Raw genomic sequence first — 23097 nt, forward strand, 5'->3', positions numbered from 1 at the left:
GTCCGGGGTATAAATCATAATTGGCACTGGCTTATCAAGCACCCTGTTGAGTTCTCAAAGAACAACCACACACCGATCAAAAGCCCCACACCGTGGGGCCCCATCTCGGGGCTTTCCGTTCTGGTGCCTGACGCTCACTGGCGCCAGGCACTTTTACTACGTTACCCGCGGGTTTTCGCCGTGTCAAACCGGTGTTTCCCGGTCCGTCGTGCGTCACCCCGTATTGCGGGCACCATGTCGCGATCGGCTTGCGCCGCTCTCGTCACGGATTTGGCAGGCCGGCCGTTGCGGTGTCCCGCAAGCTCGCCCGGTGCCCTGCCGGTCGTCAACCTTACCCGGTCGGTTCCGCCTCGCCAAATCCGCCTTGCGGCGAATCCGGGGGCACCACCCGGTACCGGGTCCGAGAAGCACAACTGCTCCGACCCGGTGGTCATTCCCGCGCTCCGGCCTTCAGGCTTTCGCCTGTTTCGTCCGTTCCGCGCTGGCAGAGAGAAAGTTACGCGTCCGGCGGGATGATCGTCAAATCCGCCGGACGCGTCCCCCGTCACATCGTCGACAGGCAACTATTCGCGCAGCTCAACGCCCGCAAAGGAGCGCTTGCCGCGGCGCAGCACCAGATACCGTCCGTGCAGCAGGTCGTCCGGTGACACCGTGGCGTCCACCTCGGCCACCCGGTTGTTGTTGACGTAGGCGCCACCCTCGGCGATCACGCGACGGGCTTCCTTGACGCTGGGCACCAGGCCGGAGTCGCGCAGCAGGCCCGCCACGTCCGGCAGGTCGCCGGCGAGCTGCACCAGGCCCGCCTCGGCCAGCGCCGCGCGCAGCGTCTCCGGGGACAGGTCGTCCAGTGAGCCCCGACCGAACAGCGCCTGGCTGGCGGCGATGGCCTGCCGGGTCTCCTCCGGCCCGTGCACCAGGGTCGTCAGCTCCTCGGCGAGCGCCCGCTGTGCCAGCCGGGCCGCTGGCCGTTCGGCGGTCGCCTTCGCCAGCTCCTCCAACTCGTCGCGCGACCGGAAGCTGAAGTACCGCAGGTAGCGGTCGACCTCCCGGTCGTCGACGTTCAGCCAGAACTGGTAGAACGCGTACGGGCTGGTCAACATGGGGTCGAGCCAGACGGCGCCGCCCTCGGTCTTGCCGAACTTCGTGCCGTCCGACTTGGTGACCAGGGGCGTGGTGAACGCCTGCACCGGCCCCGCGCCGCGTCGTCGTACGTAGTCGACGCCGGCGGTGATGTTTCCCCACTGGTCGGAACCGCCGAACTGGAGCTGACAGCCATGCCGGCGGTGCAGCTCGAAGAAGTCGTTGGCCTGCAACAGCTGGTAGCTGAACTCGGTGAAGCTGATCCCCGTCTCCAACCGGGCCCGCACCACCTCCCGCGCCAGCATCTTGTTCACCGGGAAGTGCTTGCCCACGTCGCGGAGGAACTCGACCACCGACATCTCGCCGGTCCAGTCCAGGTTGTTCACCAGTCGCGCCGCGTTGTCGCCGGTGTACGACACGAACGGGGCCAACTGCTCGCGGATCCGCGCGACCCAGCCGGCGATCACCTCGGGCGGGTTGAGCGTCCGCTCGGCGCTCTCCTTCGGGTCACCGATCTGCCCGGTCGCCCCGCCGACCAGCAGCAACGGGCGGTGGCCCGCGAGTTGCAGCCGGCGGGCCATGGTGACCTGCATGAGGTGGCCGACGTGCAGGCTCGGCGCGGTGGGGTCGAAGCCCACGTAATAGGTGGCGGCGGCCCCGCCGTCGAGCAGCTGGCGCAGCTCGTCGAGGCCGGTCGAGTCCTGGATCAGGCCACGCCAGAGCAGGTCGTCGGTCAGGGAGTCCCGCCCGGGCGGCGGGGGGCTGCTGTCGGTCACGGTCGCCAATTCTCCCCCATCGCCGGCACCGACCCGTACCGGGTTTGCCGGGAACCGCCCCGGCTAGGCTTACGACTTGTTGATCGAGGAGGGGTTTGTCGTGGAGATGCCTGACCTGACCGGTGGCTTCGTCGCCCTGCTCGGCCTGACGTTCGAGGAGGCGACCGCCGACCGGGTCGTCATCAGCTGGCGCGTCCGGCCCGAGCTGCACCAGCCGTTCGGCATCCAGCACGGCGGGGTGTACTGCTCGGTGGTGGAGACCGCAGCCAGCGTCGGCGGCTCGCTCTGGCTGGCCGACCGGGGCACCGTCGTCGGCGTCAGCAACCAGACGGACTTCCTGCGGGCGGTCCGGGAGGGCGAGCTGACGGCAGTCGGCACGCCGGTGCACCGGGGCCGCAGCCAACAGCTCTGGCAGGTGGAGATCACCGACGCCGACCAGCGGCTGGTCGGCCGCGGTCAGGTCCGGTTGCAGAACCTCTCCCCCGCCTGACCCGGCACACCCGCGTGTCGCGGCGAGCCCCGGCGCACCGGATCAGCTGCGCGCCTCGTCCAGCACCGGCTCGACGTCCTGGTCGGCGTCAGCCTCGTCGGGGGCTCGGCTCAGCCGTACCTCGGTGATCGCCCGGTGGTCGATGCCGGCCACCACCAGCACCCAGCCGTCCAGGGTGACGTCCTCCCCCACGACGGTGGGGATGTGACCGAGTCGGGCCAGCACCAACCCGGCGACGGTGGTGTAGTCGCCGGCCGGCCGGGACGGCAGCTCGACGCCGATGTCGGGCAGGTCGTGCACCGGGAAGGTGCCGGGCAGCATCAGCGCGCCGTCGGGGTCGCGGCGCACCGAGTACCCGTCCCGGTCGGTCTCGTCGTAGATCTCCCCGACGATCTCCTCCAGGATGTCCTCCAGCGTGACGATGCCGTCGACGGCGCCCCGCTCGTCCACCACCAGCGCGATGTGCTGGCGTTCGGCCTTGAACTGACGCAGCGCGTCCACCACCGGCAGCGAGTCGGGCAGCAGCATCGGAGGGCGGGCGATCTCGTCGACCGGCCGGTCGTCCGGCACCCCCACCAGGTCACGCAGGTGGATCACGCCGACGGTGTCGTCCAGGCCGCCGTGGCGCACCACGGGCGCCCGGGAGTGCCCGGTGGCGGCCAGCACCAACCGCGCGGACTCCGCGGTGGTCCCGCTGTCGAGCGTGAAGACCCGCAACCGGGGTACGAGGACCGCCCGCAACCGCCGGTCGGCGATCTCCACGGCGCCGGCGATGATGGTCCGCTGCTCCTTGGTGAAGCCGTGGTTGCCGGCGACGATGTCGCGCAGCTCGTCCGGGCCGATCTCGTCCGGCTCGTGTTTCGGGTTGAGCCCGACCAGACGGACCACGAGGTCGCTGGTGGCGCCGAGCGCCCAGACGGCCGGTCGGGTCACGGTGGCGAGCAGGTCGAGCGGGCGGGCCACCAGCAGCGCCCACCGCTCGGCGGACTGCATGGCGATCCGCTTGGGCGCCAGCTCGCCGAAGACCAGGGTGACGAAGGTCAACGCGAGCGTGACCACCACGATGGCCACCGTCTCGGCGGCGCCCCCGAAGACCCCGAGCAGCGGCACGAGGGGCTTGGCGAGCGAGACCGCCGCGGCGGCGGAGGCCAGGAAACCGGCCAGGGTGATGCCGATCTGAATGGTGGCCAGGAACCGGTTCGGGTCCTTGGCCAGCCGGGCCAGCACCCGGCCGCCCCGGCTGCTGCGCTCCAACCGTTGGATCTGGCTGTCCCGCAACGACACCAACGCCATCTCACTGCCGGCGAACAGCGCGTTGATGACGACCAGGACTCCGACCAGAGCCAGTTGGCTCCCGTAGCTCTGCACGCCTGGTTCGCTCCCTCGTGGTGGTGGCACCGGCCGGTGCGCGCGGGCTCACCGGTCGGCGGCCCCGCCCGGCGTACGCGTGTCTGTGCCCCGTCCACCGGCGGCCGAATCCTGCCGCGGCGACGCTACGCGGATGACGCCGGCAGGTCGAGGACGTACGAGTCGCCCTCGGGGCGGAAGCCGAGCCGGTGGTAGTAGGGGGCGACCATCCCGGGCGGGCTGACCACCCGGTGGAAGCCCCGCTCGGTGAAGAGGCGGCTGCGCCGGTAGACGAACTCGCCGGGCGTGAAGTCGCGGAACTTCGGGGTCACGTAGTCCAGGTCGATCTGGGCGACTCCGGACGCCTCGGCGTGCGACAGCACCACCCCGACCACCTCATCGGCCGTGACCACCAGGAACGCGGAGCGTCCCGGGGCAGCCGGGTCCCAGTGGAAGTCGGGATTGAATCGGGCGATGTCCGGCGCGTGCACCCGCAGGGTGTGCGCCAGGAACTGGTCGCCGACGCCGACCTCCACCACCTGGTAGGTCTGCTCGTCGTGCCGGGTGGCGAGCATCCCGCGCAGGTACCAGATGTTGATCACCGCGAGGACGATGTTGAGCCCGACCATGGGCCAGACCTCGAGCGCGGCGTTGTAGCCGATCAGCACGAGACAGCCGACGAGGTTGAGCGCGCGCAGCCGCAGGATGCGCGACTGCAGCAGCGACCAGACCAGCACCGCGGAGCCGGCCCAGCCGACGAGATCCAACCAGTTCACCCCGCGAGACTAGTGCCCGCCCTGCTCAGGGCCATGGGCGGGCAGCTCCAGCAACCACTCCTCGACCTCGGCGCCGCGGCCGTTGGCGTACCCCGAGTCCTCGCCGACCACCACGAAGCCGCACTTGGCGAGCACCGCGAGGGACGCGGCGTTGTCCTTGGCGGCGCGGGCGTGCACCGGCCGGGGCAGCTCCCGCAGCAGGGCGGCCAGGGCAGCCGTGGCGTAACCCCGGCCCCAACGCGCCGGATCGATCCAGTAGCTGACCTCGGTTCGGTCGCCGACCGGAAAGGCGGTGACGTGGCCGACGACCTCGCCGACGACCTCGACGGTGCGGACCAGGTTCGCCGGGTCGGTCAGCACCCGCGCCCAGTGCCGGGCGAACTCGCGGTGGTCGGACGGGTCGACGGGGCCGAACGCGGCCATCCGGTTGGCCTCCGGATCCTGCTGGTGCAGGAAGAACTCGACGAGGTCGTCCTCGCGGACCGGGCGCAGCTGCACGTCGGAGGTCATCCGACGAGGGTACGCAGTGACCGGGACGCTCCGGCGCCGGGCGGGACAGGGCGCGGCCCCGCCCTCGGCAAATGCCGGCGTTCTCCGCCGGGTGCGTCGACAATGACCTGACCGACCGAGGGAGTGCCGATGAACCGACCTGTCGTGGTGGGTGTGGACGGATCGCCGTCCAGCCTCGTCGCCGCGGAGCATGCCGCCCACGCCGCCCTGCTCCGGACCCGGCCGCTGCTCCTGGTGCACGGCTACCTGCACCCGCTCGGTTACGGCGTGCCGCTCAACCCGTACGACCTCGGGGTGCCGGCGCCCTCCGAGGAGGCGCAGAAGATGTTGGAGCGGACGGCGGCCGACCTGACCGACCGCTGGCCCGGTCTCACCGTCGAGGTGCGCCAGGTCGCCGGCGGCCCCGGCGCCACGATGGTGGAGGCGTCCCGCGGGGCCGAGCTCGTCGTGGTGGGCAGTCGAGGGCTGGGCGGGTTCGCCGGGTTGCTGCTCGGCTCGGTCGGCGGGCAGGTCGCCGCGCACGCGCACTGCCCGGTTTTGGTGGTGCGCCCGGACGAGCAGCCGATCCCGGTGGACGCGCCGGTGCTGGTGGGCGTGGACGGGTCCGAGTCCGCCCGCCTCGCGGTGGAGTACGGCGCCGACGAGGCGGCGCGCCGCGACGTCCCGCTGCTGCTGGTGCACGTCGGCCCGCTGGACGGCGACCGGCCGGTGCCGGAGGAGGTGGAGGAGTCGCAGGCCGCGTACCAGGCCGAGGCGGTGCGGTTGCTGGCCGACGCGTCCGCCGCCGTCCGGGAGGAGCACCCCGGCCTGGTGGTGCGGGAACATCCGGTCCGCGCGGCCGGGCCGGCCCGGGGGCTCGTCGAGGCCAGCGGCACGGCGTCGCTGCTGGTCGTGGGCACCCGGGGCCGGCACGGATTCGCCGGGCTGCTGCTCGGCTCGGTCAGCCAGGCGGCGATCCAGCACGCGCACTGTCCGGTGCTGGTGGCGCATCCGTACGACCGGGCGAAGTGACCGGGGCGTCGTCGGCCCGGCCGAGCATCTGCAGGAAGTCGGTGGTGAGGGCGAACGGGTCGGCGGGACCGGCAGCGGGCAGACGGCGCTCGACCTGGTCGGCCAGCTCCCCGGCGGCACGCCTGATCCGGCCCCGCAGCGCGCCGTCGGCGTTGCCACCGGACCAGTCCTCCGGCGCGGCGAAGACCGCGGTGGGGACCACCACCGCCCGCAGGTGGCTGAACATCGGGCGCACGGCGTGCTCCAGGGCCAGCGAGTGCCGGGCGGTGCCGCCGGTGGCCCCGATCAGCACCGGCCGGTCGACCAGCGACTCGGCCTCCAGCACGTCGAAGAAGGACTTGAACAGCCCGTTGTACGACGCGTTGAAGATCGGGGTGACGGCGATGATGCCGTCCGCCCCGGTCACCGTGTCGAGGACCGCCCGCAGGGCGGCCGGCGGGAACCCGGTGAGCAGGTTGTTCGTCACGTCGTGGGCGTACTCGCGCAGGTCGACGACGCGCAGTTCCACCTCGGCGCCGCGCCGGACCAGCTCGTCGCGGGTCGCCGCGGCGAGTTGGTCGGCGAGCAGCCGGGTCGACGAGGGCTGACTCAGTCCCGCGGAGACCACGGCCAGGGTGCGGCGGGTCACTTGGCCACCTCCGGCGCCTTGCCCGTGACGTCGTCGACGGCGTGGACGGTGCTGTCCTTGGCGCCGCCCGCCCGGGCGACCAGCGAGGCGTGGGTGGGCGCCTCCGGGACGTGCGTCGGGCGCAGCGCGGCGAACTCCTTGCGCAGTACCGGAACGACCTCCTCGCCGAGCAGGTCGAGCTGCTCGAGCACCGTCTTCAGCGGCAGACCGGCGTGGTCCATCAGGAACAGCTGCCGCTGGTAGTCACCGACGTAGTCGCGGAAGCTCAGGGTGCGGTCGATGACCTGCTGCGGGCTGCCCACGGTCAGCGGGGTCTCCCGGCTGAACTCCTCCAGCGAGGGCCCGTGCCCGTAGACGGGGGCGTTGTCGAAGTACGGCCGGAACTCCCGGACGGCGTCCTGGGAGTTGCGCCGCATGAACACCTGCCCGCCGAGGCCGACGATGGCCTGGTCGGCGGAGCCGTGGCCGTAGTGCGCGTACCGCTCCCGGTAGAGCCCGACCATCCGCTGGGTGTGCTCCTTGGGCCAGAAGATGTGGTTGGCGAAGAAGCCGTCACCGTAGTATGCGGCCTGCTCGGCGATCTCGGGGCTGCGGATCGAGCCGTGCCAGACGAACGGGGGAACACCGTCGAGCGGGCGCGGCGTCGAGGTGAACGACTGCAGCGGGGTGCGGTGCCGGCCCTTCCAGTCGACCACGTCCTCGCGCCACAGCCGGTGCAGCAGGTCGTAGTTCTCGATGGCCAGCGGGATGCCGGCGCGGATGTCCTTGCCGAACCACGGGTACACCGGGCCGGTGTTGCCGCGGCCCATCATCAGGTCCACCCGGCCGTCGGCGAGATGCTGGAGCATCGCGTAGTCCTCGGCGATCTTCACCGGGTCGTTCGTGGTGATCAGCGTGGTCGCGGTGGACAGCAGCAGCCGCTCGGTACGCGCCGCGATGTGGCCGAGCATCGTGGTCGGCGACGAGGGCACGAACGGCGGGTTGTGGTGCTCGCCCGTGGCAAAGACGTCCAGGCCGACCTCTTCGGCCTTCAGCGCGATGGCGACCATCGCCTTGATCCGCTCATGCTCGGTCGGCTCTCGCCCGGTGGTCGGGTCGACCGTGACGTCACCAACGGTGAAGACTCCGAACTGCATGACCAGCTCCTCGCATGTTTACCGGATCCGTCGTGGTACCCGGACGCAGCGCTCAACCTATTTGACGCGTCAAATATTTCATCGGCAGATACTCTTCTGATGGCGTGGGTCACGCACCGCCGGACGCGCCCGGCGAACCTGACGGAAGATGTCAGTCACGCTGGGACAGGATGACGGACATGACCGATCGCGCCGAAGGCACCTTCACGCTGGACACCTGGGACCAGGAACCGTACGACGAGGCCGAGGGCACCACGCTGGCCGAGGCCCGGATCAGCAAGACGTTCTCCGGCGATCTGGTCGGCACCAGCCGCACCCGCATCCTGATGTGCCGCACGCCCGTGGAGACGTCGGCGGCGTACGTGGGGTTCGAGCGGTTCACCGGCTCGCTCGCCGGTCGGGTCGGCGGGTTCGTGCTGCACCACACCGCGGGCAGCGACGGCGACGGCTCGGCCCTGTCCTGGACGGTGGTGCCGGACTCGGGCACCGGCGAGCTGCGCGGCCTGCGCGGCAGCGGGCAGATCATCGGTGGCCCGGACGGTGGCCACGCCTACCTGCTCGACTACGACCTGCCGTGACCGCCGCCCGACGACCGGCTCAGCCGCCCGCGACCGAGGGCAGCACCTGCACCTCGGCGTCGTCACCCACCGGAGTGGCCAGACCGCCGGAGTGCCGGCAGTCCTCCCCGTCGACGTAGACGTTGACGTAGCGGCGCAGTTCGCCGCGCTCGTCGCGAATCCGCCGGGCCAGCCGCGGATGGTCGGCGGCCAGCTCGTCGAGGACCGCCCGCAGCGTCCCGCCGGCGGTGACACTCAGCCGGCTGGCACCGCCGGCCTCGCCGCGCAGCGGGCCGGGCAGCAGCACGGTGACCACGTCACACCGCCGCGGCCCGGACGCAGAGCACGTCGGGCAGGTGCGCCGCCACCAACGACCAGGAGTCGCCCTCGTCGCGGCTGGCGTAGACCTCGCCGGAGCGGGTGCCGAAGTAGACCCCGCCCGGGGTCGCGTCGTCGGCGCACATCGCGTCGCGCAGCACCGCCGGGTAGAACGGGCCCTCGGGCAGCCCCACCGACAGCGGCTCCCACTTGCCGCCGGCGTCGCCGGAGCGGAACACCCGGCAGCGGTGATCGGTGGGGAACCGCTCGCTGTCGGCCACCAGCGGGAACGTCCACACCGTGCCGCCGCGCCCGGGGTGGGACACCATCGGGAAGCCGAAGTCGCTGGGCAGCCCGTCGGCGATCGAGGACCAGGTGCGGCCGTCGTCGTCGGAGCGGTAGACGCCGTGGTGGTTCTGCGCGTACAGCCGGTCGGGGTTGCCGGCGTCGCGGGCGACCTTGTGGACGCACTGGCCGAACTCCGGCCACTCGTCGGGCATGAAGTAGGCGCGGATGCCGGTGTTGCCCGGTGACCAGCTCGCCCCGGCGTCCTCCGAGCGGTAGACCCCGCCGGTGGACATGGCGACCAGCAACCGGGCCGGGTCGCGCGGGTGCGGCAGCACGGTGTGCACGGCCTGGCCGCCGAACCCGGCCCCCCACTCGGGGCGGTGCGGGTGGTCCCAGAGTGAACGGACCAGCTCGAAGCTGCGGCCGCCGTCGGTGGAACGGAACAGCGCCGAGGGCTCGGTGCCCGCCCAGACCACGTCCGGCTCGTCGGGGCCGGCCGGCATCAGCTGCCAGACCCGGCCGAGGCTGGCGCCGGTGTCGGTCGGGAAGGCGACCGGGGCCTCGTCGGGCTCGTCCCAGGAGGCGCCGAGGTCGTCGCTGGTGGCGACGCTGGGCCCGAAGTGTGAGCTGGTGACCCCGGCGAGCAGCCGCGGGGTGGGGCGGCGGGTGTCGACCGCGACCGCGTAGACACCGGTCATCGGGAAGTGCGGGCCGGTGATCTCCCAGCTGCGCCGGTCGTCGGCGCTGGTGGCGAGAAACAAACCCTTGGCCGTGCCGATCGCGAGCAGCGTTGCCATGACGTCCTCCGAAGCGTCGGCGAGCAGGTGCGGTGATTATGGCCACACCCCCCGACACATTCGCCAGGGCACACGCCGTGGGGTCGCTCAGCGCCGCGTGCGGGGCACGTGCCGGCGGTACGCGCTGACCGTCGGGTCGCCGTCGAGCCAGAACCGCCACGGCAGGTCGTGCGCTCCGGTCACACCGACCCGTGGACCGGCGGCCACCGCCTCCGCCGGCACCGGCACCGCCGGGGGACGCAACCGGACCGGCCCGTCGCCGAGCAGGTACCCGCCGTACGCGGCGCGGTCGATGCCGAGCGTGGCGCAGAGCCGGGCCGGCCCCCGGGCCAGGTCCACGTCCCGACGCACGGCGGGTCGGCGGGCCCGTGCCGTGGCCAGCCCGTCGACCACCGCGCCGGCGCGCAGCAGCACCGCCGAGGCCTCCCCCTCGACCCCGGTCACCACGTTCATGCACCAGTGCATCCCGTACGTGAAGTAGACGTAGGTGTACCCGGCAGGCCCGAACATCACGGCGTTGCGCGGGGTACGCCCCCGGTGCGCGTGCGAGGCCGGATCCCCGGCGGTGCCGGCGTACGCCTCGACCTCGGTGATCCGGACGGTGACCCCGCCGGCGTGCAGCAGGCAGCCGAGCAGCCCGCGCGCGGCCGGCAGCAGCGGGCCGGCGAGCAGATCGGCGAGCGCCGTGCGGTCGTCGGCGGCCAGGTCGCCGGGCAGGAGGTCCATGACCCCGACGGTACCCAGCCCGCCGCCCCGCTTCAACGTTTTGTTGACAATCGTTCGTTGATGGGTTGGGATCGGGGTATGACGACCGACGACCTGTTCACCGCGCCGGACCCGGCCCGGGCCCGCGCCCACCGCACCCACGAGGCGTTGCAGCGGATCAGCGATCGGCACGCCGGCACCGACGCCCGACGAGGGCGCTGGGCACACCCGTACGTGCTCGACCCGTGGGAGGCGGTGGCCCTGGTCACCGCGCTGGCCGCGGGCGGGGCCGAGCGGGAGCCCACGGAGGAGCCGGTCGACGGCGCCGACCTCACCGCCGCGCTGACCCTGCTGCCGCACGTCCGCGCGGAGCTGGACGCCCTGGAGGCGGGGCTGTTGACGCTGGCCCGCGATCGGGGGCTGACCTGGCAGGCCATCGCGTACGGGCTGGGTCTGGGCAGCGCGCAGGCCGCGCGGCAGCGCTACGAGCGGGTCGCCGCCCGCTCCGCCGAGCAGACCGGCTGACTCCGGCCCACATCCCCGGAGGTGGCGACCCGACCGGCACGGCGCGCCGACCAGCGCCCGGGCGGGCAGACTGTGCGCACGACGATTCCGGGAGGCACGTATGGAGCGCGCGGAGATGCTGGCGTACTGCCTGGCCAAGCCGGGGGCGTGGCTGGACCGGCCGTGGGAGGGCGACGAGGTGGTGAAGGTGGGCAGCCGGATCTTCGCCTTCCTCGGCAACGGCGAGGCGAGCCCGACGATCGGTGTGAAGTGCGGCGCGACCCGGGAGGTCGCCGACGAGTGGCTGCACCGGCACCCCGACGACGCCCGGGTGATGGCCTACATCGGCCGGTCGGGGTGGAACACGCTGCGCCTGGACGGCGGGATCGACGAGGAGGAGCTCGTGGAGGCCGTCGACGCGTCGTACGACATGGTGGTCGCCAAGCTCCCGAAGCGGGAGCGCCCGACGGCCTGAACCGGCCGCGGCGCCGGAAGCGGGCAGCTCCGGCGCCACGGCGAGGTCAGCGCGGGACGACCCGCTCGGTGGCCCACTCCCGCCAGCCCACCAGCCGGTCCGCGGCGGCGGCGAGCTGGTCGGCGACCGGCCCGGGGCCGGTCGAGCCGGGGGTGGTCCGGGCCGCGAGAGCCGAACGGACCGAGAGCACGTCGCGCACCGACGGGTCGAGATGCTCGCTGACCGCGGCCAGGTCGGCGTCCGAGACCTCCTCCAGCTCGCACTCCCGGGCCGCGCAGAGCGCCACGAGCCGACCGGTGATCTCGTGTGCGTCGCGGAACGGCACGCCCTTGCGGACGAGCCAGTCGGCGACCTCGGTGGCCAGCGAGAAGCCGACCGGGGCTGCGGCCACGAGGCGGTCGACCCGGACGGTCATCGTGGAGATCATCCCCGCGAGGGCCGGGAGCAGCAGCTCCAGGGTGTCGACCGCGTCGAAGGCCGGCTCCTTGTCCTCCTGCATGTCCCGGTCGTAGGTCATCGGCAGACCCTTGAGCATGGTCAGTACGGTCATCAGCCCGCCGACGAGCCGGCCGGACTTGCCCCGGGCCAGCTCGGCGATGTCCGCGTTCTTCTTCTGCGGCATGATCGACGAGCCGGTCGCGAACGCGTCGTCCAGCTCCACCCAGCCGAACTCGTGCGAGGTCCAGAGCACCACCTCCTCGCCGAGCCGGGACAGGTGCACCCCGATCATGGCGGTGGTGAAGAGGAACTCGGCGACGAAGTCCCGGTCGGCGACGGCGTCCATCGAGTTGGCGAACGACGTGCGGAAGCCCAGCTCCTTCGCCACGGCCACCGGGTCCAGCGGGAGCCCGGAGCCGGCCAGCGCGCCCGCGCCGAGCGGGCTGATCGCCGCGCGGTGGTCCCAGTCGCGCAGCCGCTCCAGGTCGCGCAGCAGCGGCTGCACGTGGGCGAGCAGCCAGTGCCCGAAGGTGACCGGTTGGGCGTGCTGGAGGTGGGTCATGCCCGGCGCGGCGGTGTCGACGTGCCGCTCGGCCTGCTCGACCAGCGCCTCGGCCAGCTCCACCAGCCGGCTGGCCACACCCCGGGCGTGGTCGCGCAGGTAGAGCCGCAGGTCCGTGGCGACCTGGTCGTTGCGGGACCGGCCGGCGCGCAGCTTGCCGCCGAGGCTGCCCAGCCGCTCCAGCAGCCCGCGCTCCAGCGCGGTGTGCACGTCCTCGTCGTCGACGGTGGGACGGAACGACCCGGAGGCGCAGGCGGCCTCCAGGTCGTCCAGGGCGGCCAGGATCCGGCCCAGCTCCTCGGGGTCGAGCAGGCCGGCGCCGGCGAGCACCCGGGCGTGCGCCCGGGAACCGGCGATGTCGTACGGGGCCAGGCGCCAGTCGAACTGCACGCTCACCGACAGCCGGGCGAGCGCCTCGGCGGGGCCCCCGGCGAACCGGCCACCCCACAGGCTCGTCCGGTTGGTGGCGGCGCTGTTCTCGGTCAGGCTCTTGTCGTCCACGCCGCCCATTGTGGTGGTCACCGGCCGGAGCCGCCCAGCCGGGCGTTCCGCGCGGCGGCCATCCGGCTCGGCAGGCCCCACAGCTGCACGAACCCCTTGGCCAGCGACTGGTCGAAGGTGTCGCCGGTGTCGTAGGTGGCCATCCCGAAGTCGTAGAGGCTCGCCTCGGAGCGCCGACCGGTGACGGTCGCCCGGCCGCCGTGCAGGGTCATCCGCACCTCGCCGCTCACGTGCCGCTGCGCGTCGTCGATGAAGGCGTCGAGCGAGTCCTTCAGCGGCGAGAACCACAGGCCGTCGTAGACCAGCTCACCCCAGCGCTGGTCGACGCTCTTCTTGAACCGGGCCAGGTCCCGCTCCACGGTGACCGCCTCCAGCTCCTGGTGGGCGGTGATCAGCGCGATCGCGCCGGGAGCCTCGTACACCTCGCGGCTCTTGATGCCGACCAGCCGGTCCTCGACCATGTCGAGCCGGCCGACACCCTGCGCGCCGGCGCGCCGGTTCAGTTCCAGGATCGCCTGGTACGGGGTGACCGTCTCACCGTCGATGGCCACCGGCACGCCGGCGTCGAAGGTGATCACGACCTCGTCGGCGTCGCGGTCCTGTGCCGGGTCGGAGGTGTACGAGTAGAGGTCCTCGATCGGGGCGTTCCAGATGTCCTCCAGGAAGCCGGTCTCCACCGCCCGGCCCCACAGGTTCTGATCGATGGAGTACGGCGACTTGGCCGACACGTCGATCGGCAGTCCCTTCTCCTCGGCGAACGCGATCGCCTTGTCTCGCGTCCAGGCGAAGTCCCGGGCCGGCGCGATGATCTTCAGGTCGGGGGCGAGCGCGTTCAGCCCGACCTCGAACCGGACCTGGTCGTTGCCCTTGCCGGTGCAGCCGTGCGAGACGATGGTCCCGCCGTGCTTGCGCGCCGCGGCCACCAGGTGCTTGACGATCAGCGGCCGGGACAGCGCCGAGACCAGCGGGTAGCGGTCCATGTAGAGGGCGTTGGCCCGGATGGCCGGCAGGCAGTAGTCGGCCGCGAACTCGTCACGCGCGTCGACCAGCTCGGACTCGGCGGCGCCGCAGTCCAGCGCGCGCTGCCGGATGGCGTCGAGGTCCTCGCCGCCCTGCCCGACGTCGACCGCTACCGCGATCACCTCGGCGCCGGTCTGCTCGGCCAGGTAGGGAATGGCGACGGAGGTGTCCAGCCCTCCGGAGTACGCCAGGACGACCCGCTCGGTCATTGTGTGGTGCTCCCTTCAACGTTGTCTTCCCGGCGGGCCCAGCCGGCGAGCTTCTCGCCGAGTGCGGCCCCGCCGACGGCCTCGCGGGCCACGACGAGGATGGTGTCGTCGCCGGCGATGGTGCCGACGATCTCGGGCAGGCCCGCTCGGTCCAACGCGCTGGCCAGGTAATGGGCTGCGCCCGGCGGGGTACGCAGCACGGCGATGTTGCCGCTGGAGTCGACCCCGTTGAGCAGCTCACGCAGCAGCCGCACCAGCCGGGCGGGGGCCGCCTCGGCGTCGCGCAGCGGCCGGTGGCCGTCCTCGGGGATCAGGTAGACCGCCGGCCCGTCGCCGCCGCGCACCTTGACCGCGCCCAGTTCCTCCAGGTCCCGCGAGAGGGTGGCCTGGGTGACTCCGACGCCGTCGGCGGCGAGCAGGTCGGCCAGCTCGGTCTGGGAACGGACGGCCTTGTCGCGGATCAGCTCCACGATCCGGGCGTGCCGGGCGGCGCGGGTCAGCGGGGCGGTCATCGGGACTCCCCGATCGCGGCCTCGGCGCCGACCAGGAACGTCAGCAGCGCCTTCTGGGCGTGCAGCCGGTTCTCCGCCTGGTCGAAGACCGCGCTCTGCGGGCCGTCGAGCACCTCGTCGGTGATCTCCTCGCCGCGGTGCGCGGGCAGGCAGTGCAGCACGATCGCGTCCGGCGCGGCCTGGCCGAGCAGTGCCTTGTTGACCTGGTACGGCAGGAACGGGGTGATCCGGTCCAGCCCGTCGTCCTCCTGCCCCATCGAGGTCCAGGTGTCGGTGGCCAGCACGTCGGCGTCGCGTACCGCCTGGCCCGGATCGGTCAGCACCCGCACCGACCCGCCGGTGCCGGCCGCGATCTGCGCCGCCCGCTCCAGCACGCTCGGGTCCGGTGCGAAGCCGGCCGGCCCGGCGATCCGCACATGCATTCCGGCCGTCGCCCCGGCCAGCAGGTACGACTGCGCCATGTTGTTCGCGCCGTCCCCCACGTAGGTCAGGGTGCGACCGGCCGTGCCGCCGCACCGCTCGCGGACGGTGAGCAGGTCGGCCAGCAGCTGGCAGGGGTGGAAGCCGTCGGTGAGGGCGTTGATCACCGGCACGCTCGCGCCCGCCGCGACCTCGGCGATCCGGTCGTCGCCGTGGGTGCGCAGCACGATGGCCGCGACGTAGCGGGACAGCACCCGGCCGGCGTCGGCCAGTGACTCGCCCCGGCCGAAGTGGGTGACCTGGGTGTCCACGACTAGGGGGTGCCCGCCCAGCTCGGCGATCCCGGCGTCGAACGAGATCCGGGTGCGCAGGCTCTGCTTGTCGAAGAGCACCGCCACCGAGCGCGGCCCGGACAGCGGCCGATGGCCGAACCGGTCGGTCTTCATCCGCGCGGCCAGGTCGAGCACCGTGGCCTGCTCGGCGGGCGAGAGATCGTCGTCGCGCAGAAAGTGCCGGCTCATGCGGTCGTTCCCGTCGTGGTCGGCGTCGTGGAGGGTTCGTGCACCTGGGCGGGCGGTTTGCCGCCGAGGTCTGCGCCGGTGGCGGCGGCCGGAGCCGTCGCGGCCAGGGCGGCGGGCAGCGCGGCGAGGAAGGCGTCCGCCTGGGCGGCGGTGAGGATCAGCGGCGGGACCAGCCGGACCACGCCCGGCTGCACCGGGTTGACCAGGAAACCGGCCTCGCGCAGCGCCTCGGTGAGCACCGGCGCCACCGGTGCGGTGAGCGCCACACCGAGCAGCAGACCGGCGCCGCGCACCCCGGCGACCAGCGGATGGTCCAGCGCCTCGATCCCGCGGCGCAGCCGCTCGCCGACCCGCTTCACGTGATCCAGCAGCCCCTCGTTGGCGATGGTCGCCACCACGGCGAGCGCGGCGGCGCAGCTGACCGGGTTGCCACCGAAGGTGGTGCCGTGCGAGCCGGGGGTGAGCAGGTCGGCGGCCCGTCCGAAGGCCAGCGTGGCGCCGAGCGGCAGCCCGCCGCCCAGCCCCTTGGCCAGGGTCACCACGTCCGGCTCCACGCCCTCGGCCTGGTGGGCGAACCAGTGCCCGGTGCGTCCGATGCCGGTCTGCACCTCGTCGAGCACCAGCAGAGCCCCGTGCCGGGTGGTGATCCGCCGCGCGGCGGCGAGGTAGCCGGCCGGCGGTACGACCACGCCGTTCTCGCCCTGGATCGGCTCCAGGATCACCATGGCGGTGGCGTCGGTGACCGCCGCCTCGAGGGCGGCGACGTCGCCGTAGTCGACGTGCGTCACCTCGCCCGGCAGCGGACGGAACGGATCGGCCTTGGCCGGCTGGCCGGTCAGCGCCAGGGCGCCCATCGTGCGGCCGTGGAAACCACCCCGGGTGGCCACCACGTGGCTGCGGCCGGTACGCCGGGAGAGCTTGAACGCCGCCTCGTTCGCCTCCGCGCCGGAGTTGGCGAAGAAGACCCGGCCGGGCCGGCCGGCGAGCGCCAGCAGCAGCTCGGCCAGCGCGACCGGTGGCTCGGCGACGTAGAGGTTGGAGACGTGCCCGAGGGTGGCGACCTGCTTCGAGACGGCGGCCACCACGGCCGGGTGGGCGTGGCCGAGGGCGTTGACCGCGATCCCGCCCACCAGGTCGAGGTACTTTCGGCCGGCGTCGTCGACCACGACGGCACCGGAGCCGGAGACCAGCGCCACCGGCGGCGTGCCGTAGTTGTCCATCATGGACTGCGACCAACGCTGCACCAGCGTGCTCATGACGGGATCACCATCGTTCCGAACCCTTCCGAGGTGAAGACCTCGAGCAACGTGGAGTGCGCCACCCGACCGTCGACGACGTGCGCGGCGGGCACTCCCCCGCGCACCGCCCGCAGGCAGGCCTCCATCTTCGGCACCATTCCCGACTCGAGGCTGGGCAGCAGCGTGGCGAGGTCGTCCGCGGCGATCTCGGAGACCAGGCTGGTGGTGTCCGGCCAGTCGGCGTACAGGCCGGCCACGTCGGTGAGGACGACCAGCTTGCGGGCCCGCAACGCGACGGCCAGAGCGGCGGCGGCGGTGTCCGCGTTGAGGTTGTGCAGCACCCCGTCGGCGTCCGGCGCGACCGTGGAGATCACCGGGATGCGGCCGGCCGCGATCAGGTCGGTCACCGCGGACACGTCCACCGACTCGACGTCGCCGACCTGGCCGACGTCGACCGGCAACCCGTCCACGTACGCCGGGCGGCGCACCGCGGTGAACAGTCGGGCGTCCTCGCCGGATAGGCCGACGGCGAACGGGCCGTGCGAGTTGATCAGCCCGACCAGTTCCCGGCCCACCTGCCCGACCAGCACCATCCGGACCACGTCCATCGCCTCGGCGGTGGTCACCCGCAGGCCGCCACGGAACTCGCTGGCGATGCCGAGCCGGCCCAGCATGGCGGAGATCTGCGGGCCGCCGCCGTGCACCACCACGGGCTTGAGACCGGCGTAGCGCAGGAAGACCATGTCGGCGGCGAACGCCCGCTGCAAGCCGGGGTCGGTCATGGCGTTGCCGCCGTACTTGACGACGACCGTGGAGCCGGAGAAGCGCGCCAGCCAGGGCAGCGCCTCGATCAGCGTCTCCGCCTTGACCTGTGCGCGGGTGAGGTCGGTGCTGAGGCTCATGTCGAGTACGCCGAGTTCTCGTGCACGTACGCGTGGGACAGGTCGTTGGTCCAGATCGTCGCGGCCGACGTGCCGGCGTGCAGGTCGATCCGGATGGTCACGTCCCGCCCGGTCAGGTCGACCTTCGAGCGGTCCTCGGCGGCGCCGCCGCGCCGGCACACCCACACCCCGTTGACGGCCACGTCCACCCCGTCCGGCTCGAACGCGGCGGCGGTGGTGCCGACCGCGGCGAGGATCCGGCCCCAGTTCGGGTCGTTGCCGAACAGCGCGGTCTTCACCAGGTTGTTGCGGGCCACCGAGCGGCCGACCTCCACGGCGTCGTCCTCGTCGGCGGCGCCGACCACGTCGATGGCGATCTGCTTGGTGGCGCCCTCGGCGTCGGCGACCAGCTGCTGGGCCAGGTCGTGGCAGGCGGCGGTGACCGCGGCGGCCAGCTCGGCCGGCGTCGGCTCGATGCCGCTCGCGCCGCTGGCGAGCAGCAGCACGGTGTCGTTGGTCGACATGCAGCCGTCGGAGTCGACCCGGTCGAAGCTGACCCGGGTGGCGGCGCGCAGTGCCTCGTCCAGCGTCGCCGGCCCGGCCACCGCGTCGGTGGTCAGCACGCAGAGCATGGTGGCCATTCCCGGCGCGAGCATTCCGGCGCCCTTGGCCATCCCGCCGACCGTCCAGCCGCTGCCCCGGGCCACCGTGGTCTTCGGTCGGGTGTCGGTGGTCATGATGGCCTCGGCGGCGGCCGGACCGCCGTCGCGCGACAGCCCCCGGATCGCCGAGCGGACACCGGGCAGCAGCTTCGGCATCGGCAGCCGCTCACCGATCAGCCCGGTCGAGCAGACCGCCACCTCCCCCGCGCCGAGCATCAGCCGCGGGCTGACCGAGGTCAGCGCGGCGGCGGTGTGCTCGGCGGTGGCGTGGGTGTCCTGGAAGCCGGCCGGGCCGGTGCAGGCGTTGGCGCCACCGGAGTTGAGCACCACCGCCCGGACCACGCCGCCGTTGACGACCTGCTGGGTCCAGAGCACCGGCGCGGCCTTGATCCGGTTGGTGGTGAAGACCCCGGCGACACCGGCGTCCGGGCCGTCGTTGACCACCAGCGCGACGTCGGCGCCGCCGCTGGCCTTCAGGCCGGCGGCCACCCCGGCCGCCCGGAACCCCCGTGGGGTGGTGACGCTCATGGGGTTACCCCCCAGACCGAGAGGCCGGTGGTCTCCGGCAGGCCGAGCATCAGGTTGGCGTTCTGGACGGCCTGACCGGCGGCGCCCTTGCCCAGGTTGTCCAGCGCGCTGAGCACGATCAGGCGGCCGGAGTCGACGTCGACGGTGGCCTGCAGGTGGCAGGAGTTGGAGCCCAGCGTGGCCGCGGTGTGTGGCCACCTGCCCTCGGGCAGCACGTGCACGAACGGCGCGTCCGCGTACGCCTGCGCCAGCACGTGCTGCGGATCGATGCCCTGCGCCGGCAGCGCGGTGACCGTGGCCAGGATGCCGCGCGGCATCGGCGCCAGGACCGGGGTGAGCGACAGGCCGGTCGCCCCGGACGCCTGCTTGATCTCCGGCACGTGTTGGTGGGTGCCGACCCGGTACGGCGACAGGTCCCCCATCACCTCGCTGGCCAGCAGGTGCGGCTTGGCCGCCCGTCCGGCGCCGGAGGTGCCGGAGGCGGCGACGACGACCACGTCGGCGGGGTTGGCCGCACCGGCCGCGATCAGCGGCGCGAGCGCCAGGATGATCGCGGCGGCGTAACAGCCCGTGTTCGCCACGCGGGTGGAGCCGGCGATCCGCTCCCGCTGGCCGGGCAGCTCGGGCAGGCCGTAGGTCCACTGGCCGGCGTGCGGGCCGCCGTAGTACTGCGCCCAGTGGTACGGGTCGGCGAGCCGGTGGTCGGCACCGACGTCGACGATCCGCACGTGGGGCGGGATCTGGGCGGCCAGCACCGCCGACTGGCCGTGCGGCAGCGCCAGGAAGACCAGGTCCGCGTCCGCGAGGGTCGTCGGGTCGGTCTCGCCGAGCACCAGGTCGAGCCCGGTGAGCTGCGGGTGCACCGCGTCGACGCGGTGCCCGGCCTGGCTGTGCGCGGTGGCAGCGACCAGGTCGAACTCCGGGTGCCCGGCGACCAGGCGCAGCAGCTCGCCCCCGGCGTAGCCGCTCGCTCCGGCGACCGCGACTCGGATTCCCATACTCACCTCCGCATGACTATGCAACGAAGGCTAGCAGTCATGATCGAGGCGCTGCAAGTTCATGCAGTCCACTGCATGGGAATGATGCGAGTGGCGCCGGACACACCTCCGGCCCGGTCGCGGGGCGACACGGGCCGGACGGCGGGGGTGGAAACGGGACGCGACGGTCAGAGGCGACCCTCCGCGACGGCCCGGCTCACCCAGGGGACGACCTCGTCGAGCATCACGTCCAGCGACGTGGTCGCGGTGAACCCGAGTACCTCACGGGCCTTGGTGACGTCCGGCACGCGCTTCTGCACGTCGTAGCGGAACGGCTCGTCGGAGACGTACCGGAACGGCACGTCCGGGCCCTTGATCTTGTGCCAGATCAGCTCCGCCAACGCGAGCACGCTGGTCGACTCCGCGGTCGACAGGTTGAAGTCCTCGTTGCGGGCGGCCGGGTGCTCGATCGCGGTGGCGATCCCCCGGGCCAGGTCGCCGCCGTACGTGTAGTGGCGCACCTGGTTGCCCTCACCCAGGATGTGCAGCGGGTCCTGCCCCTTGACGATCTTCTGCACCAGGTCCGGTACGACGTGCGACATGGCCAGCTTCACGTTGCCCGAGAGCACCTCCGCCTGGCCGAGCGCCCGCCCCTCGCCCACGCCCACGCAGTTGAACGGCCGGACGATCGTGTACGGCACCTGGTACTGCTCCCAGGCGGCGCGGGCGTAGTACTCCACGGCCAGCTTCTGGAACCCGTACGACGACAGTGGCGGTGGGACGCGCCGCTCGTCGCCCTCCCGGCTCGGCCACTGCTCGGTCGACTCGTAGACCATCGAGGAGGAGAGGTAGGTGACCTTGGCCAGCCGCCCGTCCCGGTGCGCACGGATCGCCGCGTCGCACGTCGCCGCCATGATCCGCTCGTTGGTGGCGAGCAGGTCGTAGGCGTACGCGTGGAAGTAGGAGATCCCGCCGATCATCGCCGCCCCGGCCACCAGGTGGTCGCAGCCGTCCAGCAGCTCGGTGAGCAGATCGACGTCGCGGGCGTCACCCTCCACGAAACGGTAGCGGGAATGGTCGTCGTAGCTGTGGGTCACCGGCCCGTACTTGGAGAAGTTGTCGACCCCGACCACCTCGTGACCCCGGTCCAACAGCTCCTCGACGAGGTAGCCGCCGATGAATCCGGCCGAACCAGTTACCAGGACCTTCGCCACGTGCGCTCCTAAACGGTTTTCTCGTACTCGGTGCTGTTGTCCTGCGGGTCGCGCGGGGCCGGCACGGCCGCCGCGACGGTGCCCGCGGCGAGCTTCTCCCGGCTCAGCCGCCGACCGTAGGCGAAGAAGTACCAGCGCAGGTAACCGGGGAGGAACCGGCCCAGGTCGAAGTGGGACTCGCCCAGTGGCCGGTCCAGCCAGATGGTCGGAATCTCGGCCACCGGCAGCCGCAGCCGGGTGGCCTTGGCCGTCAGCTCCAGGCCGATCTCGAAACCCGTCCGGGACTCGATGCCCACCTCCCGGACGAAGGCCGTGTCGTACGCCTTGAAGCTGTTGGTGGCGTCCCGGGTGCCGACCCGGGCGAAGGTGTAGAGGCTGCGCCCGGCCCACCGGGACATCATCCGCTTCAGCCGCGGCCCGCCCACCTGCTGCCCGCCCGGCATGTAACGGGAGGCGGCGGCCACCACCACACCCCGGTCCACCAGCCGGGCCAGTTCGTCGATCTGGCGCGGGTCGTCGCAGCCGTCGGCCATGGTCACCACCACGACGGGGGCCTGGGCCGCGTCCACGCCGAACCGGATCGCGTTCGCCGGCCCCCGGCCGTAGGTGTTGAGCACCGCCCGGACGCGCGGGTCCTGCCGGGCGATCTGCTCGGCGTACGGCACGGTGGTGTCCTCGGGCATGTCGTGCACGATGAGCACCTCGGCCGGGAGCAGCATCTCCCGCAGCATCCGCTCCAGGCAGCGGACGATCGCCTCGCCCTCGTTGTAGACCGGGACGACGACCGAGACACGCGGCGTCACACCCGCACCCCCTGCCCGGTCAGCCCCCACATGTCGATCAGTGGGATGTCGGTCTCCAGTCGGGCGTACTGCTCGTGCGGCGCGGCGATGACCAGCAGGTCGGCCCGGCGCAGCACCTCGTCCAGGTCGACGAAGCGCTCGTCGGCCACGTACGGGTCGGTGCAGAGCGTCTCCCGGGTCTTCAGCGCCAGGATCTTGCGCAGCTTGTACGCCAGGCTCTCGCGCGGGTCGTCGCTGCCGCCCTTGAACGCCATGCCGAGGATGCCGACCGTCATCTCGGACAGGTCGAACCGGTCCTCCAGACGGGACACCAGGTACAGCGGCAGCCCCTCGTTGATCAGCATGGCCGAGTGGCCGAGCACGAAGTTGTTCCGGTTGAACGCCGCGAGCTGCATGGTGTCCTTGAACAGGCACGGCCCGGCGGCGAAGCCGGGCATCGGCAGGTCCGCCGCGCGCGGGTAGTCGTACGCCACCGCGTGCCGGATCCGGGCGAAGTCGAGGCCGAAGTCGTTGGCCATCATCCAGAACTGGTTGGCGGTGGCGAACTTGATGTAGCGCCAGGTGTTGGTGAAGAGCTTGGCCAGCTCCGCCTCCTCCGGCTCCAGTGGCACGATCTCCTCGGTGAGGTGCCGGAAGAGCTTCTCCGCCCGGGCCAGCGCCGTCGGCGTCCGGGCCGCCACGATCTGCGGCAGCGTGAACAGCTCGGTCATCGCCCGCCCCTCGGCGATCCGCTCCGGGCAGAACGCCACGTCGGCGCGGATGCCCTTGCCGGTCAGCAGCTTCTCGGTCAGCGCGGTCACTCCCGGGTAGACGGTGCTGCGCAGCACCACGAGCTGCCCGTCGCGCAGGTGCTCGGCGCACCGCTCCAGGGCCCGGGGCACCGCGCCGAGGTCCGGATTGAGGTGCTCGTCGACCGGCGTGCCGACGACCACCACCAGGTGCTCGGAGCCGCCCACGCTGGCCGGGTCGGTGGTCGCCCGCAGCCGCCCGGCGGCGACCGCCTCGGCCAGCGGGTCCGCGGCGCCGGGCTCGGCGAACGGGAGCCGGGCCGCGTTCACCGTGGCCACCGCGTCGGCGTTGATGTCGTACAGGACCACGGAGAGGCCACGGGCGGCGAAGGCGATGCCCAGGGGCAGACCCACCCGACCGCAGCCGCCGACGATGCAGATGTCGGCTGTCGTGACCTGCGCGGCCCGATCCTCGGACATGGATC

Annotated in this window: 25 protein-coding genes; 5 read left to right on the forward strand and 20 right to left on the reverse strand. The window is 72.5% G+C overall.

What is annotated here, in order from left to right; all coding sequences use genetic code 11:
* Positions 1-563 precede the first annotated feature (563 nt).
* Positions 564-1856 (reverse strand): tyrosine--tRNA ligase, encoded by a 1293-nt coding sequence (gene tyrS / locus AB0K07_RS28335; RefSeq protein WP_363759831.1) that lies wholly within the window; start codon positions 1854-1856, stop codon positions 564-566.
* Between the two features lie 106 nt (positions 1857-1962).
* Between tyrS and AB0K07_RS28340 the strand changes: the two genes are divergently transcribed.
* Complete coding sequence (locus tag AB0K07_RS28340) at positions 1963-2346, forward strand: PaaI family thioesterase (RefSeq protein ID WP_363760067.1); 384 nt, start codon at positions 1963-1965, stop codon at positions 2344-2346.
* Positions 2347-2388: 42 nt separating this feature from the next.
* On the opposite strand, the gene AB0K07_RS28345 is transcribed toward AB0K07_RS28340, so the two are convergent.
* From AB0K07_RS28345 to AB0K07_RS28355, 3 genes are all read right to left on the reverse strand, one after another.
* Complete coding sequence (locus AB0K07_RS28345; protein ID WP_363759834.1) at positions 2389-3714, reverse strand: hemolysin family protein; 1326 nt, start codon at positions 3712-3714, stop codon at positions 2389-2391.
* A gap of 125 nt (positions 3715-3839) precedes the next feature.
* Positions 3840-4469, reverse strand: a complete 630-nt coding sequence (locus tag AB0K07_RS28350) for a hypothetical protein (RefSeq protein WP_363759837.1) — start codon at positions 4467-4469, stop codon at positions 3840-3842.
* A gap of 9 nt (positions 4470-4478) precedes the next feature.
* On the reverse strand, positions 4479-4979 hold the full coding sequence (locus AB0K07_RS28355; protein WP_363759840.1) for a GNAT family N-acetyltransferase: 501 nt from the start codon (positions 4977-4979) through the stop codon (positions 4479-4481).
* A 123-nt stretch (positions 4980-5102) separates the two neighbouring features.
* On the opposite strand from AB0K07_RS28355, the gene AB0K07_RS28360 reads away from it, so the two are divergent.
* Complete coding sequence (locus AB0K07_RS28360; RefSeq protein WP_363759843.1) at positions 5103-5990, forward strand: universal stress protein; 888 nt, start codon at positions 5103-5105, stop codon at positions 5988-5990.
* On the opposite strand, the gene AB0K07_RS28365 is transcribed toward AB0K07_RS28360, so the two are convergent.
* On the reverse strand, positions 5920-6618 hold the full coding sequence (locus AB0K07_RS28365) for an FMN reductase (protein WP_363759846.1): 699 nt from the start codon (positions 6616-6618) through the stop codon (positions 5920-5922). The two genes, AB0K07_RS28360 and AB0K07_RS28365, sit on opposite strands and share 71 nt — an antisense overlap.
* The gene (locus AB0K07_RS28370) at positions 6615-7754 is read right to left on the reverse strand and encodes an LLM class flavin-dependent oxidoreductase (RefSeq protein WP_363759849.1); all 1140 of its coding nucleotides are present in this window, start codon (positions 7752-7754) and stop codon (positions 6615-6617) included. The genes AB0K07_RS28365 and AB0K07_RS28370 overlap by 4 nt, the downstream gene beginning before the upstream one ends.
* 179 nt (positions 7755-7933) lie before the next feature.
* Here AB0K07_RS28370 and AB0K07_RS28375 point away from each other — a divergent pair, with 179 nt between their 5' ends.
* The gene (locus AB0K07_RS28375) at positions 7934-8332 is read left to right on the forward strand and encodes a DUF3224 domain-containing protein (RefSeq protein ID WP_363759852.1); all 399 of its coding nucleotides are present in this window, start codon (positions 7934-7936) and stop codon (positions 8330-8332) included.
* Positions 8333-8351: 19 nt separating this feature from the next.
* On the opposite strand, the gene AB0K07_RS28380 is transcribed toward AB0K07_RS28375, so the two are convergent.
* The 3 genes from AB0K07_RS28380 to AB0K07_RS28390 form a co-directional block, all read right to left on the reverse strand.
* Complete coding sequence (locus AB0K07_RS28380) at positions 8352-8627, reverse strand: ubiquitin-like small modifier protein 1 (protein WP_363759855.1); 276 nt, start codon at positions 8625-8627, stop codon at positions 8352-8354.
* 1 nt (position 8628) lies between these two features.
* Positions 8629-9714 carry an exo-alpha-sialidase gene (locus tag AB0K07_RS28385; RefSeq protein WP_363759858.1) on the reverse strand — a complete coding sequence of 362 codons (1086 nt, stop codon included), beginning with the start codon at positions 9712-9714 and terminating at the stop codon, positions 8629-8631.
* 87 nt (positions 9715-9801) lie between these two features.
* Entirely contained in the window at positions 9802-10440 is a 639-nt protein-coding gene (locus AB0K07_RS28390) for a DNA-3-methyladenine glycosylase (RefSeq protein ID WP_363759861.1), read from the reverse strand.
* Between the two features lie 78 nt (positions 10441-10518).
* Here AB0K07_RS28390 and AB0K07_RS28395 point away from each other — a divergent pair, with 78 nt between their 5' ends.
* Together AB0K07_RS28395 and AB0K07_RS28400 are read left to right on the forward strand one after the other, a co-directional pair.
* Positions 10519-10944: a DNA-binding protein gene (locus tag AB0K07_RS28395; protein ID WP_363759864.1), complete on the forward strand. Its 426-nt coding sequence runs from the start codon at positions 10519-10521 to the stop codon at positions 10942-10944.
* A 100-nt stretch (positions 10945-11044) separates the two neighbouring features.
* Positions 11045-11398: an MmcQ/YjbR family DNA-binding protein gene (locus AB0K07_RS28400; protein WP_363759867.1), complete on the forward strand. Its 354-nt coding sequence runs from the start codon at positions 11045-11047 to the stop codon at positions 11396-11398.
* A gap of 46 nt (positions 11399-11444) precedes the next feature.
* Here the strand turns inward: AB0K07_RS28400 and argH are convergent, their stop codons facing one another.
* The 11 genes from argH to AB0K07_RS28455 form a co-directional block, all read right to left on the reverse strand.
* Positions 11445-12908 carry an argininosuccinate lyase gene (argH, locus tag AB0K07_RS28405; protein ID WP_363760070.1) on the reverse strand — a complete coding sequence of 488 codons (1464 nt, stop codon included), beginning with the start codon at positions 12906-12908 and terminating at the stop codon, positions 11445-11447.
* Between the two features lie 8 nt (positions 12909-12916).
* Positions 12917-14128 carry an argininosuccinate synthase gene (locus AB0K07_RS28410; protein ID WP_363759870.1) on the reverse strand — a complete coding sequence of 404 codons (1212 nt, stop codon included), beginning with the start codon at positions 14126-14128 and terminating at the stop codon, positions 12917-12919.
* Positions 14125-14640 (reverse strand): arginine repressor, encoded by a 516-nt coding sequence (locus tag AB0K07_RS28415; protein ID WP_363759873.1) that lies wholly within the window; start codon positions 14638-14640, stop codon positions 14125-14127. The genes AB0K07_RS28410 and AB0K07_RS28415 overlap by 4 nt, the downstream gene beginning before the upstream one ends.
* Positions 14637-15581 (reverse strand): ornithine carbamoyltransferase, encoded by a 945-nt coding sequence (argF, locus tag AB0K07_RS28420; protein ID WP_363759876.1) that lies wholly within the window; start codon positions 15579-15581, stop codon positions 14637-14639. The genes AB0K07_RS28415 and argF overlap by 4 nt, the downstream gene beginning before the upstream one ends.
* Positions 15578-16837 (reverse strand): acetylornithine transaminase, encoded by a 1260-nt coding sequence (locus tag AB0K07_RS28425; RefSeq protein WP_363759879.1) that lies wholly within the window; start codon positions 16835-16837, stop codon positions 15578-15580. Before AB0K07_RS28425 ends, argF begins: the two co-directional genes overlap by 4 nt.
* Positions 16834-17721: an acetylglutamate kinase gene (gene argB, locus AB0K07_RS28430; protein WP_363759882.1), complete on the reverse strand. Its 888-nt coding sequence runs from the start codon at positions 17719-17721 to the stop codon at positions 16834-16836. The genes AB0K07_RS28425 and argB overlap by 4 nt, the downstream gene beginning before the upstream one ends.
* Entirely contained in the window at positions 17718-18890 is a 1173-nt protein-coding gene (gene argJ / locus AB0K07_RS28435) for a bifunctional glutamate N-acetyltransferase/amino-acid acetyltransferase ArgJ (protein ID WP_363759885.1), read from the reverse strand. Before argJ ends, argB begins: the two co-directional genes overlap by 4 nt.
* The gene (argC, locus tag AB0K07_RS28440) at positions 18887-19888 is read right to left on the reverse strand and encodes an N-acetyl-gamma-glutamyl-phosphate reductase (protein WP_363759888.1); all 1002 of its coding nucleotides are present in this window, start codon (positions 19886-19888) and stop codon (positions 18887-18889) included. Before argC ends, argJ begins: the two co-directional genes overlap by 4 nt.
* Before the next feature lie 167 nt (positions 19889-20055).
* On the reverse strand, positions 20056-21081 hold the full coding sequence (locus AB0K07_RS28445; RefSeq protein ID WP_363759891.1) for an NAD-dependent epimerase/dehydratase family protein: 1026 nt from the start codon (positions 21079-21081) through the stop codon (positions 20056-20058).
* A gap of 8 nt (positions 21082-21089) precedes the next feature.
* Entirely contained in the window at positions 21090-21884 is a 795-nt protein-coding gene (locus AB0K07_RS28450; RefSeq protein ID WP_363759894.1) for a glycosyltransferase family 2 protein, read from the reverse strand.
* The gene (locus AB0K07_RS28455) at positions 21881-23092 is read right to left on the reverse strand and encodes a nucleotide sugar dehydrogenase (RefSeq protein ID WP_363759896.1); all 1212 of its coding nucleotides are present in this window, start codon (positions 23090-23092) and stop codon (positions 21881-21883) included. Before AB0K07_RS28455 ends, AB0K07_RS28450 begins: the two co-directional genes overlap by 4 nt.
* Between the last annotated feature and the right edge of the window lie 5 nt (positions 23093-23097).

Origin of the sequence: Micromonospora sp. NPDC049301 (assembly GCF_040678715.1) — a bacterium.
Taxonomy (GTDB): Bacteria; Actinomycetota; Actinomycetes; order Mycobacteriales; family Micromonosporaceae; genus Micromonospora.

Coding starts and splice junctions, on each gene's coding strand:
- AB0K07_RS28340 (WP_363760067.1), top strand. CDS start 1,963: ATGCCTGACCTGACCGGTGGCTTCGTCGCCCTGCTCGGCCTGACGTTC.
- AB0K07_RS28355 (WP_363759840.1), bottom strand. CDS start 4,979: ATGACCTCCGACGTGCAGCTGCGCCCGGTCCGCGAGGACGACCTCGTC.
- AB0K07_RS28370 (WP_363759849.1), bottom strand. CDS start 7,754: ATGCAGTTCGGAGTCTTCACCGTTGGTGACGTCACGGTCGACCCGACC.
- AB0K07_RS28375 (WP_363759852.1), top strand. CDS start 7,934: ATGACCGATCGCGCCGAAGGCACCTTCACGCTGGACACCTGGGACCAG.
- AB0K07_RS28385 (WP_363759858.1), bottom strand. CDS start 9,714: ATGGCAACGCTGCTCGCGATCGGCACGGCCAAGGGTTTGTTTCTCGCC.
- AB0K07_RS28390 (WP_363759861.1), bottom strand. CDS start 10,440: ATGGACCTCCTGCCCGGCGACCTGGCCGCCGACGACCGCACGGCGCTC.
- AB0K07_RS28395 (WP_363759864.1), top strand. CDS start 10,519: ATGACGACCGACGACCTGTTCACCGCGCCGGACCCGGCCCGGGCCCGC.
- AB0K07_RS28400 (WP_363759867.1), top strand. CDS start 11,045: ATGGAGCGCGCGGAGATGCTGGCGTACTGCCTGGCCAAGCCGGGGGCG.
- argH (WP_363760070.1), bottom strand. CDS start 12,908: ATGGGCGGCGTGGACGACAAGAGCCTGACCGAGAACAGCGCCGCCACC.
- AB0K07_RS28410 (WP_363759870.1), bottom strand. CDS start 14,128: ATGACCGAGCGGGTCGTCCTGGCGTACTCCGGAGGGCTGGACACCTCC.
- AB0K07_RS28415 (WP_363759873.1), bottom strand. CDS start 14,640: ATGACCGCCCCGCTGACCCGCGCCGCCCGGCACGCCCGGATCGTGGAG.
- argF (WP_363759876.1), bottom strand. CDS start 15,581: ATGAGCCGGCACTTTCTGCGCGACGACGATCTCTCGCCCGCCGAGCAG.
- AB0K07_RS28425 (WP_363759879.1), bottom strand. CDS start 16,837: ATGAGCACGCTGGTGCAGCGTTGGTCGCAGTCCATGATGGACAACTAC.
- argB (WP_363759882.1), bottom strand. CDS start 17,721: ATGAGCCTCAGCACCGACCTCACCCGCGCACAGGTCAAGGCGGAGACG.
- argJ (WP_363759885.1), bottom strand. CDS start 18,890: ATGAGCGTCACCACCCCACGGGGGTTCCGGGCGGCCGGGGTGGCCGCC.
- argC (WP_363759888.1), bottom strand. CDS start 19,888: ATGGGAATCCGAGTCGCGGTCGCCGGAGCGAGCGGCTACGCCGGGGGC.
- AB0K07_RS28455 (WP_363759896.1), bottom strand. CDS start 23,092: ATGTCCGAGGATCGGGCCGCGCAGGTCACGACAGCCGACATCTGCATC.